Here is a 16668-nt window from a genome sequence, read left to right as displayed (position 1 = left end):
GCATGGAGAGCGTGTAGAGCTGCTAATAGCGTTGAAGTGGTGTGCGAATTTCAATCGCTATACCTATTTCCTCAGACTACTCGTCTACCAAATGAGGCCACAACGGATAAGTAATTTAAGGCTTTTGCGGGCAGGATTATCAGCGCCTGAGGCACTTGGCTTGGCTTACATGCGTATTCCAGACCAAGGTTGCCACTGATTCCAGACGAAGCCTGCCACCCATTCCACGGGAAAGCTGCCACTGCTGATTGCCACGGCAACGCTGCCACCCCGGCAGGTTGCCTGACTCACCCCATCGAAACCGTCCGGCGCGGGATAACTTAACGGTACTCTGAGTCTTTTCATCCGGAGAAGACCAGATGCCTGCGAAGAGGTTATCCATGCGTAAGATCAAAGAAGTCCTTCGTCTCAAATGGGAGCGAGGGCTGAGTAATCGACAGATTGCAGCGGCCTGCGGCGTCAGCCGCCCTACGGTAAGCGAGTATCTTCGGCGTTTGGCCGAGGCCGGTCTGAGCTGGCCACTGCCGGAAGATCTGGGTGAGGCTCGCCTTGAGCAGCTGTTGTTCCCACCCCCTCCAGATCTGCCGGCCGAGGTTCGAGGCATACCGGACTGGCATCAGATCCACGAGGAACTGAAGGGTAAATACGTCACTCTGTTCCTGCTCTGGCAGGAGTACCGGCAAGCGAACCCGGAAGGGTATCAGTACAGCTGGTTCTGTGAGCACTACCGGGCCTGGCAGGGCAAACTGGACCTGGTGATGCGCCAGGACCATCGAGCGGGTGAGAAGCTGTTTGTGGACTATGCCGGCCAGACCGTGCCCGTCATTGACCGCACCACCGGAGAGGTTCATGAGGCGCAGATCTTTGTGGCGGTGCTTGGGGCCTCCAACTACACCTACGCCGAAGCCACCTGGAGCCAGAAGCTGCCGGACTGGATCGGTTCCCACATCCGGGTCTTCGAATTCCTCGGGGGTGGAGTGGTCAGGCCGACGATGTATGGGACCTCCATCATTCACGGTCTTTCGCAGGCTGCTCGTAGGGTTTGACAGTGGGCAGGCCTACACGCGTACTGGTCCGGAAACTCTCCCTTTTTATAATCTATATTATGATGACTCCGGCGTTTCGTACTGGTTCGTGCTGCGCGGTATAGATGCAAAAGCCCCAGCATCTGCCAGGGCTCTTTGGTTGTTGGTGGGCTATCAGCCAGCCAGCAGGCTTTCATAGGGAATCTTCAGGCCATTATGAAGCCGTTTAACCATTCCCATGGTTAGGGGCCGCTTCTTGCTCAGGACTTCTGAGACCCGCCCGCTATGGCCAATATAAACCTCAAGGTCACGCTGGGTGAGACCTTCCTGGTCCATGCGGAAACGGATGGCTTCCACCGGATCCGAAGCAGGCATTGCGTAATGCTGGTCTTCGTATTTCCCTATCAGAATGCTCAGAAGTTCCAGCTCATCGCCTTCGTCTGTTCCAGTTTCGGCTCCCCACAGTTCTTCCATCCGTGCGAAAGCCGCCTGAAGGCCTTCTTCATTGCGAATAAGTTTAATGTCCATCACACAGTCTCCGCGTCTATTTGATCGTACTGGGGGTGCGTACCTACAAACCTTATCCAGGCGATCTGCTTTTCATAATCAATGGCCGTCACAACGCGATACTTGTTGCCTGCGACGTTGAACACAACACGGCCTCCTTTGAGGATGCTGGCTGAACCTAAGTCCGCCTTGAGGTCTTGCGGAGTCGCCCATTTAGCTTTGGAAACGAAGTGGTACCACTCTGTCATTGGCGTTATCGCGTCTGCGTAATTGCCACTTTCCCAAAACTTTCTCAGTGTGCTCTTGGCAATAACCCGCATTAAGACCTCCCAATATGGGAGGATATTAGTTCATCAACGCTGCTCATGCAACTCTCCATTGCTCAGATATGTGCTTTACGACTTCGGAAAAATCTTCTTGTTGTTTAGGGGCTGTTGACGTTTGGGGAACTGACCGTCTCCTTTGGCGATGGTCAGTTCTCGTAGCAGCCGAGTCAGGCGAACGTACTGTGCGGTGTAGCCTTCCCGACAGGCTTTGTGCGCCAGGGCACAGGCTAGCCAGGTTTTGCCAACACCGGTGGGGCCGGTGACGAGCACATTCAGGTGTTCCTTCACCCATTGGCAGCTTGCCAGGGATTGGATTAATCCCTTATCCAGGCCGCGTGGTTACCAGCCGATGGATTAGCCCGTTTACGGGCGAGGTGATCTAGAACGCTTCGAACATCGAAATCGACGCCCACACCGCCCATGCCGACGAGCTGGCTGAGCTCCTCCCGCAGGAGCTTACACCCCTGGAACGACTCAAAGGCTCAGTCAAACGCTACGAGCGGCCAACCGATATTAATGATGTGGTGGACTTTGACCGCATCACTGCCTGGGTTGGGGAGTGGGAGCGATCTGGCCAGTTAAAACATGGGGAGGCCATGCGCGGGACTGGCTGAAAATAGAAGATCCTTGAGTAGAGATTTAGCGGTGAATACACCAGCAACCATTCCCGAAGCGCCTCTGGCATCGGGGCGCTGGGGTCACACTGGGTCACCAGATCACTCAGGCTGTAGGATTTTCGTTCTGCCATCACCTTACCTTCAAAGCTTCCTCTATATCACCATGGTCGAACGCGGACTCCATGTGGCGCCGATCACTCGCATTCAGGCCCACACGGTGGGCCGGCTATGTTCGTATTAAATGTTGAAAACTGTCTGCCTTCACAAAATCCGCCATAAAATCAGAAGGTTGATTTATTTTTGATGAATGCTTATCGAACCATCGGAACCAGCCAAGATAGTGAGGTAGATATTCGGTGGCGACACCGTGGAAACGTTGAATCCAGCCCTTGAGCCGCTGATGGTAGTTGTTCACTCCTTGAATGTGGAAGACTGACGCTTTGACTCTTTCGCCAGCGCTGGCATTGAGCACCTTGTGCTCGAGATGGTGCTTTCGGGTCAACGTTTCAAAGGTCAGATGAGCGTCTGTACAGAGAACGATATCTCGGCTTAATAGGGGTAGCAGGTGCTGCTCGACATTTTTCAGGGTGAAGTGCTTGAGAACAAAGTCGGCCTCACCTGCGCTGCGGTCGCGAGCCACCAGAACAGGCACCCACTTGGCGCCTTTTTTGTTGTCGTTGCCGCGTTTGCGAACAGGCCGTTTAGCAATTTTACGCTGGCCTTTGAATGATTCGCGGAACATTGTTTGATCCGCTTCTACGATACCCGTAAGTACAGGAGTATTAAGGTAATCCGCCAGTTTAAGGAAGCGGTGGCGCCAGCGGAAAGAGGTGGATAGATGCACGTGGCACCGCGCCGCTGCCTTACGCAGTGCTTCCGAGCTAAGCATGGAGTCTGCGTATTCCATCCAAAGCTCGCGTTTCCGTAGTCGAGCCAGGGGCGTACCCGTCAAGGCCGTAAAAGTTTTGTGACAAGCTCGGCAGCGATAACGCTGTAGCTCTTTGAGAGTGCCCCAACGATGAATTTGATCATGGTTGCACTTAGGGCATTTAAGATCGGACTGAAGCTGCTGTTCCAGGTGCTCGATGATTTCAGGTATAGCATCGGGATGCTGCAATCGTTCCAGGAGCAGGTGTCGTTGACCGGGACTGAGCGAGTTGATGGCTATAGCGAGTTGATTGAATTCGACCTGTTTCATTATAAACCTCCGACAATCGCTGGGGCTTCCTATAGTTTAGTACAGGATCAACAGCTAAGCCGAACATAGCCCGGTGGGCCAGCGCCTGCCACTGACCTACAGCCTCCGCGACCTCTGCTGCCACAATCTCCGCTTTATCCTGCTCCAGCCCGAAGTATTCAGAACACGCTAAAACCGCATCCAGACTCCCGGTTCGATCCCCGTGTTCGTCCAGCGCTAACGCCATTACCCGTGGACCCACTTCTGCAGGCACTGGATTCATATCGTAGGCCGGAGATAATCGCCAGCCCAGGCCGGGCTCATGAAGAAAACCGTGATTGCGCAAATGGTCATCGGTGTTGGAGGTAAGCACATTGAACACCATGCGGCGCCAAAGCTGTCGTAAATCGGCGTTAGGGGAAGACGAAAATTGCAGGATTGCCTCAGCCAAATCCAGATAGCTTTTCGACTCACCATCGGATGCGCCCACCATCGTCAGGGCGCTGGCAAAAGGCAGGCGCTCCCCTTTCCGCCGATCAAAACGCTCCATCAACAGCACCGGTTTTTCATCCACTAGCTCCAGGAGATGGCGGGGCACATCAATGCCGGCGTTTTCGGCCATTATTAACATCAAAGCTTCCCAGCGAATCACCGGCCAGTCATCCTGCGCACGGTAAAACTTGGCGATCATCAGCTCACCAGTCTCACCCCGGACGGTAGCCTTGGGCCGCGCACCACCCAGGGAAGATCCTGGCGCCATCAACATCGCCAGATCTTCTTCAGTTTCCCGGCGCGCCTCCACCTTCGCCACCGAATGCTGAAGGTTCCGTAGGCGCACCAAGGGCGGAACGCCATCCTCTGTCAAGGATAAGAAAGGGCTCTCGATACCCTCTACAGACACCATCGTGTAACGAAGCGCACCCATACGCCCCTCATCCTCCACTCCCAGCAAGAAGTCCACATCAAGCAGGGTTCGGCGTGAGCGCTTTTCGGCCGCCGCCTTATACTTCTCATGTCGGGCTACCAGGTATCGCCCCCACCGGTCAGGTGACGAATCGCTAAAACAGTTGAACATGGTCCGCCCGGGGGCGGGGTACTGAACCCCTTTCACGAAAATGAGCTCCGGGTCCAGTGGGTACCGCAATGGATGACCAAGCCAGCTTTCCGCATACTCAAATCCGGACCTTTCCTGACCGCGCTGAAACATCACCCGGAGGACACCCACCATGACCGGCTTGCCGTGCAGATCCGCGTACACGTTAACAACTCTGAGGCTGCTCATTGAGCATCGCCCTTTTTACCACCCTTGCTCATCGGCAGGCGCACCCGCTTTGGTAATTGCTCAACCTCTGCAAACAGACCCACTTCATCCGCCTGGCTATCCGCAAGACCTCTAAGTCGATCCGTCATCTGAAGCGCAAACAACGCCATTGCCACAGCTCCCCAGCTCACGGTGGGGTCGCCTTTCTCGATTTTCGCATAGGTTTTCCTGGTCACACCGATGCGCTCGGCCATAGAGTCTTCCGTCCATCGCCTTCGCTTTCGGCCCACCTCAATGTCTTGGCCAACTTTGCGCAGTGCCAGGTTCACACTGGGTGGTAACTTACGTTTCATAATCTGCAACTTTAAGAGTAGATAAATACCCATTATAAGCTATACCGGATATTATGACACACCTAAAAAAATACAGACCCTGACAGCCGGTTAATTTTCTGGCACCGGTACCCGGTTTCCAATTAGAGGTTAAGGCCGGTTTGGTTCGCAAAATCCTCAACCGTCATCAACCTGCTTCCGGTTGAGGCCAGCCTTAACTTAACAGCAGCAAGCAGCACCGGGGCCGGATGAATGGTTACCACCCGCCGGTCAGTGCGGTTATGTGGCTCGCTTTTATCGAATAGTGAAGATCTATAAGCTTGAGCTGCGGCCGACTGAAAATAAGTGGATAAGAGAATTCCTAAATGACTGCCGAAACTGAATGCCTGCTATATTGTGATTCTTCGCGCATATAAAGGGGGAGGGTAAGCGATGTCTTTCAAACGAATGACCGAGCAGGAACTACTAGAAGGCCTCAATGCGAAAGGTGCTCATGCCGACGAACTGGCTGAACTATTGCCGCAGGAGCTTACCCCTCTGGAACGGTTCAAGGGTTCGGTTAAACGCTATGACCGGCCAACCGAGTCGGTCTGGGATGAGTTTTTTGATGCCGATGAGGGTGTCAGTGACGATTTTATGGAAGATCGCGACCAACCGCCGAAAGATAGGGAGTAACGACTAGGCCTCGCTTCATGGGCGTGACAAATGCTGTGTATTCGGACTCGGTGTATAAGGGCAAAAGGATAGGCCCGTTAAAACGTGGCCACCCATGTTTACTTTGCTGAAATCTGATAGTTTTGGATAGGCGTTTAGCGATGAGCGATCACTTAAGCATCAGGGAATACGTTATCGAATTGGCTACTGAGCTTGGCATTCGGTATCACCCGACCCCTGACGATACGTTGGCAGAAATCGCTACACGTCTTGCGGGTGATGACGTCGTGACTGATGAGATTGAAGATTTGATTGTGACGCTAAAGCGCGCCGGAGCGATTAGCGGCAATGAGATGGTGACTTTGTTGAGTCGGTATTTGTCGGAGAAGACCCAAATCTAAATCAGGCCTGCCAGACGATAATGCCCTCACTGGCAATCCTCTCTAAAACCTCCAGATCGACAGGGCGCGACCGCTCAGGGTTTGACCATTCGGCCTCCCAAACCGGATATGGCCGGATACGAACACCCGTTACCAACAAAATTTCATAAGCCACACAGGCAAGAGCGAGCTTCACATCAACAAACTCTCTGAGCTCCTCATTTTCTCCGCGCAATAGGACCGCCACATTGGTATCGCTTTCCGCGCTGTAGTCACCGCGAGCCCGGCTACCGTACAAAACCAGCTGGACGACATCGAATTCTTTTGAAAGGGCTTCAGCGAACGTCAGAATGGGTTCGCGAATATCAACCTGGTTGACGAGAACCATTTGTTCATAGCCAACGGGTGCCGCCTGTTCCCAGGCCTGAAGCTCTGCAGGCACTGGCGCACTTAGATCACAATGGGCCACCAACTCTTTCAAGCTATAGGATTTTCGCTCTGACATGACTTTATCTCCTGGTTCCTCTACGCCCCAGAATAACAGCGGCCTGGAGGGTTGCAGCCTCTGAATCAGAGAAATGTTCCGGCGCTTGGTATTCGCCATCCCATTCCTGAGCATTCCTATACCGAACAGCCGGCCGGGGCACTAGCTCGATAATATCGTCAAACCCGGTTTCATAACCCTCGACCAGAACCGGTGTATCCGGTAGCAAGGTTTTCAGCTGTGTGATCAATTCCTCGACCGTCATAGTTAACCTCTCTTGCCAACGACTGATAGCAGCGCGATAAAACCAGAAACACACAAACCCTCAGTTGAACTATGGCGATCGATGGATCGCGTCACAGATCATCCAGATCGACACGCAGGCTGGGTTCGCTAAGGCACTCCCTGACCAAATCAACGAGCGCTTGATCACGCGGTAACGGCTCGTTGGCAGAAATTTCCAACACCACGGGCGCATTGGAAGGTTGGTACCGGAGGGTGCACGTGCTGGCGTTAACCAGTCGGGTGTTGCCCAGGCGATACTCGCCATGCCCCTCATGAATATGTCCGAAAATGTGCGCTTTCAGGGCGAGCTGTCGGACTCGGTCCAGCAGTTGATCACACCCTACGTTCTGGCACTTGAACCCCAGGTTTGCCTCGTCGCCAAAGCCTTTGGGCGGGCCATGGGTGATCAGAACATCGGTGTTGTCAGGGATCAGCGTCCATTTGTCATACAGCGGCTTGCCTCGCTCGAGCATAAACGCCCAATCCATGAAGGTGGGTGTCCAGGGTGAGCCCCAAAACCGAACGCCTTCGATTTCAATGCCACTGTCTTCCAGGTAAACGGCGTTCGTCAGTGCCTCCCGAGCCAGCGCCGGCGTTTCTTGAAACGCCCAGTCGTGGTTACCGGCAATCACAATTTTGTGTCGATGGGGCAGGGCGCCCAGCCACTCGTTTAGATCTTCCACGTTTTCTAGTGTGCCTTGCCCCAGGCTGTCACCGGCGTGAACCAAAACATCGCCGTCCGGAATTTCCGGTATTTGCCTGTGCAGACTGTGGGTGTCAGAAATACAAACGATCCTCACAGGCCTTCTCCCTGTGGGGTTAACAATTCCGCTTCTAACGTCCAATCCATAAAGGGCAATAAGCGCACCATGTTACGCGCGTCGTCTACGCCGCGGCGATGATGCCCTTCCAGCGCCAGTCCATGGAACTCAAGAGCATGGGCCATCCCGTTTTTACGTTTCTGCCCCGTGGTCCGGCGCCACAGTCGTTTCAGGTTTAAGTGCGGGTAGTTCATCAGCGATGGGAATACCCTGTGCTTCTCGCCGTCTGCTTGAATGTGTAGGCGATCATAGTTGCCCCAGCTGCACCAGAGAAAATCCTCGTGAGGTTGACCTAACCATACATTTATTAAGTGGCACGCTTCCGAAAAAACGGGGGCAGCATCGACCATCGACTGTTGGATGCTCGTTAGCGACTTGCAGAACTCACTGAGCACAGGGTTTTGTGTCGGCCGCACCAAAAATGACTGACTATCCAACAACTCGCCGTCCCGAGTCGCCAGGGCACACCCAAACTCGATAATCTCCATATTATGCGTGCTTTGGCGCTCGCCAGAAGGTGCTAATCGACGCTCCCAACAGGTCGCTTCCAGATCGACAACTAATACCGGAGTTTCATAGGCGAAAGTCATTTTTGATAACTCTGGATCATAACCGACTCGTTTTATTTTGCGGCTCCATCAGACTGCCTGCTTTTTAGCTCCCGCACCATACCTAGTTCTGTGCGGGAGTTGGCGCTGTAGAACCAGTTCAGAGCATAAAAAGTGTTGCCGCTGGCATGAACTCTGTTGCCTCAGGCACAGATTTTGTTGCTGCTGGAGAGAAACTGTGAGGATTTTTTATATAGAATCGGCTCCAAACCCCGCAAAAGTTCCATCAAACTGCCGATATTGGCCAGTCACTGGGCCATTTGAGGCGTCCGGTTCCATGAAACTGCTCATACTGCTCACTATCGCACCATACCTAGTTCTGTGCGGGAGTTGGCGCTGTAGAACCAGTTCAAAGCATAAAAAGTGTTGCCGCTGGCATGAACTCTGTTGCCTGAGGCAAAGATTTTGTTGCCGCTGGAGAGAAACAGTGAGGGGGTTTTTATAGCACCGGTTCCAAACCCCGCTGTTCGGCGACAATTAGGATGACCGGTCGCCAGACAGTGAAGCGTAATTCGGCTTAAAGTTATCCCCAAAATTTGGGGAAAAGCCTGTGGTTAAAGCTGTTTTTCTTAGGTCTTTCCCATCCGCTCCGGCAGACACGCCGAATCGGTCAAAAAACAAACAAAGTGTCTTTGCCCGCCCCGCGCTACAGACGATCCGCGTCTACTGCCGACAACAGGTCTTATGGTAAACCGACCGTCGCATCCGGACGCTCACGCCCCGACAAACCCCGCCTTTTGCGTTACCCTTGCTCGCTCAAATTTTAAATATGACGAGGCAAAAACCCATTATGCGACTCGACCAATTGCGCCTGTTGTTTGAAGCGGGCACCCTGATGGCCGCCGAGATTGTGGCCGCGCCCCTGGAACCCGAGCCGGCTCCACGATGGCGTTGTTGCATGGAGCATGCAGATGTCGGAACGCGCCCTACCCGAGACGGATTTCAGGCGGTGCGTTGGAAATTGGGGCGGCCAAGTTCAGTCATCCGGTTAAGAATACGGACGCCAATCTTGGCCTCTGTCTTCTGATTTTCGAAGTTGCGCGCCTTGAGCTTGGGCCCGATGACGGCCTTCCAACGGCCGATCTGCGTCTCAATGCGGCTGCGCTGATTGTAGCCCGATGACGTCTGCCATGCCATCCGGCCATGGGCAGCTATGTCGGCAATGTGGCGGTCCCGAAGGCTCGGGTTCCGTGCGGCGTCGGGGCGCAGGACCGCGTTCTTGGGTGGTGGGATCGTGACCTTGATTGACGCGCCGAAGCGTTCGGTAAGAACAGCGCGTATTGGCTCGCCATCGTAAGCACCGTCCGCGATAAACATCTCAACTGGGCCGTCGATCTGATCCAGCAGGCACTGGAGTGGTTGAATGGATGTGACCAGCCCAGTTAAGGAATAATACCCTGAACCTGGAGAACCTACATGATCACAAGAAAGCTGTACTCAAAAGAATTTAAGCTGGACGCCATCAGCCTTGTGCTGGAGCAGGGGTATTCAAGAGCCCACGCGGCGCGCAGTCTGGAGATCAACCCAAACATGCTGGGGCGTTGGATAAAAGAGCATGAATCGGTCGATGGGCAGGCTTTCAGAGGGAACGGCAAACTGACCGCTGAACAGTTGGAAATTCGTCAGTTGCGAGAAGAAAATCGCCGTTTGAAAATGGAGAAAGACATCTTAAAAAAAGCGACGGTCTTCTTTGCCAAGGAAACGCATTAAAGTACGCGTTCATCACCCAGCATAAGAAGACCTGGCCAGTCGACGTAATGAGTCGGCTCTTGGGTGTCAGTCGCAATGCCTATTATCGGTACTGCCAACGTCAACGCGAACGGCTGCCGAATGTAGAGCACGAGGCGATGATTGAGGCTGTGAAGGAGGTCGCTCAAAGTAGCGACAAGAGCTATGGCTCCAGGCGGATGAAGCACGCTCTGAACGCTCTGGGCTATCCAGTAGGTCGGCGAAAGGCGCGGTCTCTAATGCGCGAGGCCGACGTTAAAGCCCGGTACCGGAGGAAGTTTAAAGTAACCACCAACAGCGACCATAAACAGCCGGTGTTCGACAACGTACTGGCACGAGACTTTAGCGCTGCTGAGCCTGATCAAGTGTACGTCGGTGACATCACTTACATCTGGACCCGGGAGGGCTGGCTGTATCTGGCGGTGTTCATCGATTTGTTCAGTCGACGGATAGTTGGTTGGAGCATGGGGTCGCGGATGAACGCCATGGTGCGAATGCGGAGCGATCCTCGCACCAAGATCTACGTCGAGCGCAGAACCCATGAAGGTTTGAGTACGAAAGAGATTCACAGGTGCCTCAAACGATACATCGTCAGAGAATTGTTCCCGTTAATTATGGGAGATCTTGGGGCATTGGCAGGCGCTCCTTGACATAGGAGCGTCAACGCGGTCGCCGAAAGCTTTTTTGCGAGCTTGAAAAAGGAGCGTGTGCAGTGGCGAAGCTACCAGACCCGCACCGAGTCACAGCGGGATATTCTGGATTACGTTGTGATGTTTTATAACAGTCGACGACTGCACTCTACGCTGGGTTATATCAGCCCGATGGGTTACGAAGCAGCCGTTGTTGAACTGAGGAAAGCAGCTTAACTGGGTTGTCACAAAGTGCTTGACCACTCCATACCTTTTCTTTACTATTTTGTGCGAATATTAATAATGACAAGTACTAAATGTCCTTATCATTTAATAACAACTTGGGCCTATAACAGTACTGTCTGAAATACACTAATTATAATAAAAGGAAACCCATATGAGATTTGTGACTGCTGCAGTATCAGCACTGGCTCTGAGCGTTGCTCCAGGGGCTGCGATGGCCGCCTGCGACGATGGCGAGATCGTCGCAAAGTTAAGCCACGTCACCAACACTGACAGGCATCCGAAGGGTATCGCCGCCTCGTTATTGCAGAAACGTGTAAACGAGGAAATGGATGGCAAAATGTGCGTCGAAGTGTTTCCCAACTCCACTCTTTATAATGACGACAAGGTAATCGAGGCGATGCTTCGGGGCGACGTTCAGCTGGCCGCACCGTCACTCTCAAAATTCGAGAGACTGACCAAGCAGTTCCGCCTTTTCGATCTGCCCTTCATCTTCTCAGATATCGATGCAGTGGATCGATTTCAGGCCTCCGATAATGGGCAGGCCATGCTTGACAGCATGCAGCGCCGCGGCCTTCAGGGCTTGGCCTATTGGCATAACGGCATGAAGCAGATGTCGGCCAATGTGCCCCTGCTCGAGCCTTCGGACGCCGAAGGGCTAAAATTCCGCGTTCAATCCTCCGATGTGTTGGTGGCACAGATGGAGGCGATTGGAGGCAGCCCGCAAAAAATGGCCTTTTCCGAGGTTTACGGAGCGCTTCAGATGGGCGTTGTGGATGGTCAGGAGAACACTTGGTCCAACATCTACGGAAAAAAGTTCTTTGAAGTTCAGGACGGCATCACCGAGACCAATCACGGTGTCATCGACTATCTGCTTGTGACCAGCGTCGACTGGCTTGACAGTCTTGACGCCGATGTGCGCGACCAGTTTCTGCAAATCGTGGCGGAAGTGTCCGATGCCCGCAATAGCGAATCCAGCGAGGTCAATCAAAGCGCCAAGCAAGCGATCATCGATGCCGGCGGCGTGGTGCGACAGCTGACCCCCGCGCAGCGCGACAAGTGGGTTGAGAAGATGAAACCCGTCTGGGAGAAATTCATGGGCGATATTGGACAAGAGAATATCGACGCAGCCGTCAACTCGAACTCCAGTTCGTAAATCCGCATGAACAGCACAGCCCCCACAAGGGGGCTGTGCCATAACAATCATAACAACGTCTGGGAACAATATGAAAAATAACAACGATACAAAGATCTCCTCTAGATTCAGAATAACCACTCACAAGGCTGCACTGGTCACTGCGGTTACCTTGGGTATGTGCTCCAGCCTTTCATACGCTCAGGCTGAATCAACAAGCCGCAATATTCTGTCTGGCTCAGATGCAGTTAAGCTTTCGATCTCTGGACAAATCAACCGTGCTGCTCTGCTGGTCGAGGACGGCGAAGACACCACGCTGCTGAATGTTGATAACAACGCCAGCTCTTCACGGGTTCGATTCATTGCTGAGTCCACTGCCAGCGGCCCGTGGTCAGCCGGCGCAGCTCTGGAAACTGAATTTCGACTGAACAACAGTTACACCTTCAGCCAGTTGGAAGAAAACCAAGACGATTCGTCTGCGTTCCGTAATCGCCGGGTTGAAGTCTATTTTGCCAATGAAGATTTAGGTAAGGTTTGGCTCGGCCAAGGCTGGACGGCCAGTGAGGGCGTGTCTGAAAATGACCTGTCCGGCACCGCTATCGCCGGCTACTCGGAAGTTAACACCACCAGTGGCGGTATTCTTTTCCGGGAAAAAGGCTTTGATGGCGAATTATCACCACGCGACCCTAACAACCCTGCCCTCCGGGATGTAGCTACCAACCTTGATGGCCTGTCACGCAACAGCCGTATCCGTTATGACACGCCGGAATTCAATGGTTTCCAGCTTCGTACATCGGCTGTAAATCAGGGCGGCGTTGACGTTGCCCTGTTTTATTCAGGCAATGTTGACCGCCTGAAAATTGCTGCAGGTATAGGCTGGGCAAACAGTAACGAAGCCACCGGTAACGACGGCGTAACGGCGCTGGATGATCAGGTGTCAGGTTCTATCTCTGTGCTGGATACCTCTGGGTTCAGCGCTACGGTAGCTCTTGGTCAGGCAAGCAAAAATGACTCTTCATTGGAAGACGTCACCTTCTATTATACCAAGCTGGGTTACCAGACCAAGCTGATCGACGCAGGCACCACTCACTTCTCAGTTGATTTTTCCAACACGGATGATCTCCAGCGCGAAGATGATACCGCCGAAGTGGTTGGTTTTCAGGCTTTGCAAAAGGTTAACTCAATTGGTACCGAGATTTACGGTGGCGTGCGTTCCATTTCCCTGGACCGCACCGGCGTTGATTATGAAGATAACCTAATCGCGCTCTTGGGTGCACGCGTCAGGTTCTAAGCGTTCTGAAAAGTAGGACCCTGTAATACCTTCAAGGGGCCATCTGGCCCCTTTTTTGCGACTGAATATTCGATATTCCGGCCAGACCAAACTTTAAATTACTCAAATTATCTCGCCATGAAAGACCTTGTGTAAGTCTGCTCGCTTTCGCGAAGGATAATGTTTCAATTCATATTCCCTCGATTATGGAGAAATCTTCGCTTTTTCCACATTCCTTTACCCGCTGTACCAACAGTGTTCCTCGCGGTTCAACTGCCATTTATGGCGGTACTACGGGCTTACCCTGTTCCAAATGTATTTCAGAGCGGGGCGGGCCTCTTCATTTCGCCGGTGGTACAGTATTCACGATGGGCTACCAGTAAGAGCCCATACCTCACCGCACACCTTTTCTGGTCAAGCCTATCAGCATTTTTGGCTTGTCTGACATGACGACGCTTACAAGGGATTCACACCTATTGGCCATGGCCGCTCGTCCCTTTCCGCCTCGATGCTGACAGATTATGTCTTTCCTCACGGGTTGACATACCGACTGAGCCGGCGGCTACATTGTTCATGAGGCTTCGCACTGTGCTGTTACCAGTTCCGCACGTCGAGGTAAGAAACGGTTGTTGAAACAACCGGCTTCGTCAGGTGGACCTACCCTGCGAAACAGAAATACACGCGACTTTCAGATCGCACTATCAAAGTGCCATTTATTGCCTTTTGTGGCTTGATGCATTTCAGGGTCGAGTGCCTTTACTCGGTTTTTAGTGGAGGGTGGTGCAGCAATAATAGTGGCATCAACAACAGTGCCCTCACGCATCAACATACTCTTTCAGCCAAATGAGCTGTGTCAGCGACTGCATTTCCAGCATTTGACGAAACATCAGCAGTGTCGTTGCGTCGGGTACAGACTCTACGGCCAGATCAACGGCTACAAAGTTGCGCAGTACCTGACTATCATAAATCGAGTCTTCCAGAGATTTTTCTGCCAAGGCATACCACTGCTGAACAAAGTACATTCGCAGCATTTGCTTCAAGGAAATGGGTGGCCAGCCGCGTTGACCCCGAGGGTCTGAACAATAAGAGGATTTAAGTGTCCTCAGGAATCTGGCCCAATGCACAAGGTGCTCCATTTCTGCAAGAAACCGCTCACAGCGAGTGAGCTTTATTTGGCAGGATACTCAGCTTGGGCGAAACTCGTTTGCTGCATGGCAGTTCCTGGTCAGGGTAGTGGCAGAAGCCCTTATTTTACTGAAACTTGTGTTGATGCGGAATTAATCAGCGTCGCCTTAATCACCGCTTAAACCCGGATTGATTAATTGCGAATACCTTTTCTTTACTATTTTGTGCGAATATTAATAATGACAAGTACTAAATGTCCTTATCATTTAATAACAACTTGGGCCTATAACAGTACTGTCTGAAATACACTAATTATAATAAAAGGAAACCCATATGAGATTTGTGACTGCTGCAGTATCAGCACTGGCTCTGAGCGTTGCTCCAGGGCCCCCTCTGTCAGCCTAGTTGTCCAGTTGGCGATTTTGCCTAAATTCATGTCAGATTGGGCGGTATGAGAGCAGTCATGCCACGTTATTCCGAGGAACGTAAAGCGGCCGTGTTGAAGAAGTTATTACCTCCGCAGAACCGCAGTGTGGTGCAGGTGGCGGCAGAGGAAGGCATATCGGATGTGACTCTGTATAGTTGGTTAAAACAGTGTCGACAACAAGGAGTGCCTGTGCCGGGTTATCGTAATGCTGGAGACGATGGGTCTCCTGATGCCAAGTTGGCCGTCGTGATCGAAACGGCGTCTATGTCTGAAGCGGAACTGGGTGCGTATTGCCGCCAGAAAGGCCTGTATCCCGAGCAGGTGCAGCGCTGGAAAGAGGCCTGCCTACACGGTACGGGCCTGCAAGAAGGGCAAGAGAAAACCGCTCAGAAACAGCAGCGCGATGCCCGTAAAACCATCAAAAAGCTGAGGGCGGAAGTTCGCCGTAAAGACCGGGTTCTGGCGGAAACAACTTCTTTGTTGGTGCTGTCAAAAAAGCTCGAAGCCTTGTACGGCGAGGACCCGGACAGCGAGGACAGCTAACACCGCTGGCCGAGCGTACAAGGCTTTTAAACGACTATGACGAAGCTGTCGCCAGTGGCGCAGCCCGATACAAGGCGGCCGACTTGATGGAGCTGAGCCAGCGCACGTTGAAACGCTGGCGACGCGCTAACGGCACTGTGGCAGAGGACCAGCGCCCGCAAGCGGAGCGCGTTGTGCAGCCACACCAGCTCACTCACGCTGAAGAAGCGGCCATTCTGGACACGTGCAATGAACGGGAGTATCAGAGCTTGCCACCGTCCCAGATCGTACCTCGACTGGCGGATAAAGGGCTTTATCTGGCGTCGGAGTCTTCGTTTTACCGAGTGCTCAAAAAGCACCCGCAATTGAATCATCGGGGCCGCATGAAACCACCGCGCAAAGTCCCTGAGCCCACTAGCTTTACGGCCACTGGCCCGAACCAGGTGTGGAGCTGGGACATCAGTTATTGCCCCTCAGAGGTGCGCGGTCAGCACTGGTATCTGTATCTGATCATGGACATCTACAGCCGCAAAATCGTGGCTTGGGAAATCCACGGAGCAGAGTCCGGCGAGCTTGCCAAAAAGCTCATAGATCGAGCTCTGTTGCGCGAGAGATGTTGGCAAAACCCACCGGTGCTGCACTCCGATAATGGCGCGCCGATGACGTCCTACACACTGAAAGCGCGGCTGGCAGAATTGGGTATGTTGATGTCTCACAGCCGACCCAGAGTGAGCAACGATAACCCGCACTCAGAGTCGTTGTTCAAAACGCTGAAGTACTGCCCGAAGTGGCCCGCCAAAGGCTTTAGATCACTGATAGCGGTGCGTGAATGGATGCTGTTGTTCGAGCAGGCCTACAACGAGGAGCACTTGCACAGCGGCATCAACTTCGTGACGCCCGCACAACGACACCAAGGTGTTGATGCAGAGTTGCTAGCCAAACGTGAAGCGGTGTATGAACGAGCAAAGAGTCTGAATCCCAGGCGTTGGTCTGGTGACATTCGAAACTGGAAAGTCGCCGGAGCCGTATCGCTCAACCCTGGAAAATTGCAGGAAATTGAGCGCAATAAACAGGCTGCTTAAGTGCAGCTATTTGGACAACTGGGTTGCAAA

Annotated in this window: 15 protein-coding genes and 4 pseudogenes; 7 read left to right on the top strand and 12 right to left on the bottom strand. The window is 53.0% G+C overall.

Translation table 11 applies throughout. The annotated features are described in order from the left end of the window. Positions 1-359: 359 nt before the first annotated feature. Positions 360-974, top strand: a pseudogene (gene istA, locus MIH18_RS22975) (IS21 family transposase); the annotation flags it as partial. 225 nt (positions 975-1199) lie between these two features. On the opposite strand, the gene MIH18_RS22970 reads toward istA, so the two are convergent. From MIH18_RS22970 to MIH18_RS22945, 6 genes and pseudogenes are all read right to left on the bottom strand, one after another. After that, positions 1200-1553: a transcriptional regulator gene (locus tag MIH18_RS22970; RefSeq protein ID WP_249014674.1), complete on the bottom strand. Its 354-nt coding sequence runs from the start codon at positions 1551-1553 to the stop codon at positions 1200-1202. Beyond that, the gene (locus MIH18_RS22965; RefSeq protein ID WP_249014673.1) at positions 1553-1852 is read right to left on the bottom strand and encodes a type II toxin-antitoxin system HigB family toxin; all 300 of its coding nucleotides are present in this window, start codon (positions 1850-1852) and stop codon (positions 1553-1555) included. Before MIH18_RS22965 ends, MIH18_RS22970 begins: the two co-directional genes overlap by 1 nt. A 120-nt stretch (positions 1853-1972) precedes the next feature. Then, positions 1973-2197: pseudogene (locus MIH18_RS22960) on the bottom strand (ATP-binding protein); the annotation flags it as partial. Between the two features lie 504 nt (positions 2198-2701). Further along, positions 2702-3382 carry an IS1595 family transposase gene (locus tag MIH18_RS22955; RefSeq protein ID WP_249014672.1) on the bottom strand — a complete coding sequence of 227 codons (681 nt, stop codon included), beginning with the start codon at positions 3380-3382 and terminating at the stop codon, positions 2702-2704. Between the two features lie 184 nt (positions 3383-3566). After that, positions 3567-4934: a type II toxin-antitoxin system HipA family toxin gene (locus MIH18_RS22950; protein WP_249014671.1), complete on the bottom strand. Its 1368-nt coding sequence runs from the start codon at positions 4932-4934 to the stop codon at positions 3567-3569. After that, a complete protein-coding gene (locus tag MIH18_RS22945) occupies positions 4931-5266 on the bottom strand; it encodes a helix-turn-helix domain-containing protein (protein WP_249014818.1) in 336 nt (111 codons plus the stop codon). Before MIH18_RS22945 ends, MIH18_RS22950 begins: the two co-directional genes overlap by 4 nt. Positions 5267-5677: 411 nt before the next feature. On the opposite strand from MIH18_RS22945, the gene MIH18_RS22940 reads away from it, so the two are divergent. Both MIH18_RS22940 and MIH18_RS22935 read left to right on the top strand, forming a co-directional pair. Continuing rightward, on the top strand, positions 5678-5920 hold the full coding sequence (locus MIH18_RS22940) for a hypothetical protein (protein ID WP_249014817.1): 243 nt from the start codon (positions 5678-5680) through the stop codon (positions 5918-5920). A 140-nt stretch (positions 5921-6060) separates the two neighbouring features. Further along, complete coding sequence (locus MIH18_RS22935) at positions 6061-6300, top strand: hypothetical protein (protein WP_249014816.1); 240 nt, start codon at positions 6061-6063, stop codon at positions 6298-6300. 1 nt (position 6301) lies between these two features. Here MIH18_RS22935 and MIH18_RS22930 read toward each other — a convergent pair whose 3' ends face one another. The 5 genes and pseudogenes from MIH18_RS22930 to MIH18_RS22910 form a co-directional block, all read right to left on the bottom strand. After that, entirely contained in the window at positions 6302-6784 is a 483-nt protein-coding gene (locus tag MIH18_RS22930) for a nucleotidyltransferase domain-containing protein (protein WP_249014815.1), read from the bottom strand. A 4-nt stretch (positions 6785-6788) separates the two neighbouring features. Then, positions 6789-7028: a hypothetical protein gene (locus MIH18_RS22925; protein ID WP_249014814.1), complete on the bottom strand. Its 240-nt coding sequence runs from the start codon at positions 7026-7028 to the stop codon at positions 6789-6791. A 91-nt stretch (positions 7029-7119) separates the two neighbouring features. Further along, positions 7120-7848: a metallophosphatase domain-containing protein gene (locus MIH18_RS22920; RefSeq protein WP_249014813.1), complete on the bottom strand. Its 729-nt coding sequence runs from the start codon at positions 7846-7848 to the stop codon at positions 7120-7122. Next, the gene (locus tag MIH18_RS22915; RefSeq protein ID WP_249014812.1) at positions 7845-8459 is read right to left on the bottom strand and encodes a 3'-5' exonuclease; all 615 of its coding nucleotides are present in this window, start codon (positions 8457-8459) and stop codon (positions 7845-7847) included. The genes MIH18_RS22920 and MIH18_RS22915 overlap by 4 nt, the downstream gene beginning before the upstream one ends. Positions 8460-9419: 960 nt before the next feature. Then, positions 9420-9824 (bottom strand): annotated as a pseudogene (locus MIH18_RS22910) (transposase); the annotation flags it as partial. Between the two features lie 69 nt (positions 9825-9893). Between MIH18_RS22910 and MIH18_RS22905 the strand changes: the two are divergent. From MIH18_RS22905 to MIH18_RS22895, 3 genes and pseudogenes are all read left to right on the top strand, one after another. After that, positions 9894-11071, top strand: a pseudogene (locus tag MIH18_RS22905) (IS3 family transposase). 160 nt (positions 11072-11231) lie between these two features. Continuing rightward, complete coding sequence (locus MIH18_RS22900) at positions 11232-12233, top strand: DctP family TRAP transporter solute-binding subunit (RefSeq protein ID WP_283164908.1); 1002 nt, start codon at positions 11232-11234, stop codon at positions 12231-12233. 70 nt (positions 12234-12303) lie between these two features. Then, on the top strand, positions 12304-13503 hold the full coding sequence (locus MIH18_RS22895; RefSeq protein WP_249014811.1) for a porin: 1200 nt from the start codon (positions 12304-12306) through the stop codon (positions 13501-13503). A gap of 794 nt (positions 13504-14297) precedes the next feature. Here MIH18_RS22895 and MIH18_RS22890 read toward each other — a convergent pair. Beyond that, positions 14298-14504 carry a transposase gene (locus MIH18_RS22890; protein WP_249014810.1) on the bottom strand — a complete coding sequence of 69 codons (207 nt, stop codon included), beginning with the start codon at positions 14502-14504 and terminating at the stop codon, positions 14298-14300. Between the two features lie 566 nt (positions 14505-15070). Here MIH18_RS22890 and MIH18_RS22885 point away from each other — a divergent pair. Further along, a protein-coding gene (locus tag MIH18_RS22885; RefSeq protein ID WP_249014796.1) for an IS3 family transposase occupies positions 15071-16638 on the top strand; the annotation gives its coding sequence in 2 pieces (ribosomal slippage) (positions 15071-15556 and positions 15559-16638; 1566 coding nt in all). Positions 16639-16668: the final 30 nt, after the last annotated feature.

The sequence above is a fragment of the Marinobacter sp. M3C genome (assembly GCF_023311895.1).
Lineage (GTDB): Bacteria > Pseudomonadota > Gammaproteobacteria > Pseudomonadales > Oleiphilaceae > Marinobacter.
The sequence above is the reverse complement of the archived record's forward strand: the minus strand, read 5'-3'. Positions and strand labels throughout refer to the sequence as shown.